The organism is Prauserella cavernicola (assembly GCF_016595675.1).
Classification (GTDB): domain Bacteria; phylum Actinomycetota; class Actinomycetes; order Mycobacteriales; family Pseudonocardiaceae; genus Prauserella_A; species Prauserella_A cavernicola.
The window spans coordinates 1-316 of the sequence record NZ_JAENJH010000044.1; the positions used below are offsets into that span (position 1 = coordinate 1).

1 protein-coding gene is annotated in these 316 nt (G+C 72.5%); it reads right to left on the minus strand.

Annotated features, from left to right (window positions below):
- On the minus strand, positions 1-316 hold a 316-nt coding region (locus tag JHE00_RS34615), incomplete at both ends, for a S8 family serine peptidase (protein WP_200326418.1).

Here is a 316-nt window from a genome sequence, read left to right on the forward strand (position 1 = left end):
GGGTGTGAGGTCGAGTGCTCCGTTGGTGGCGGCGGCGAAGCTGAGGGTGCCCGAGGAGTCCGCGTACTCGACCGCCCTGGCCACGGCCTCGCGAACAACGCCCTGGTCCTCACTGGTGGTGCACGGCATGCCGGGCGAGGTGACGGAGAAGCTGCTGTTGGCCACCTCGATGCCCGAGCGCGCCGCCCACATGACCCCGCAGACCGCGGCCTCGGGATCGACGTAGCCGTCGTCGTCGACGACCTTCACCGACGCCAGGCGCACGCCGGGCGCGACCCCCTCGATGCCCCTGCCGTCGTCGGCCGCGGCGACGATG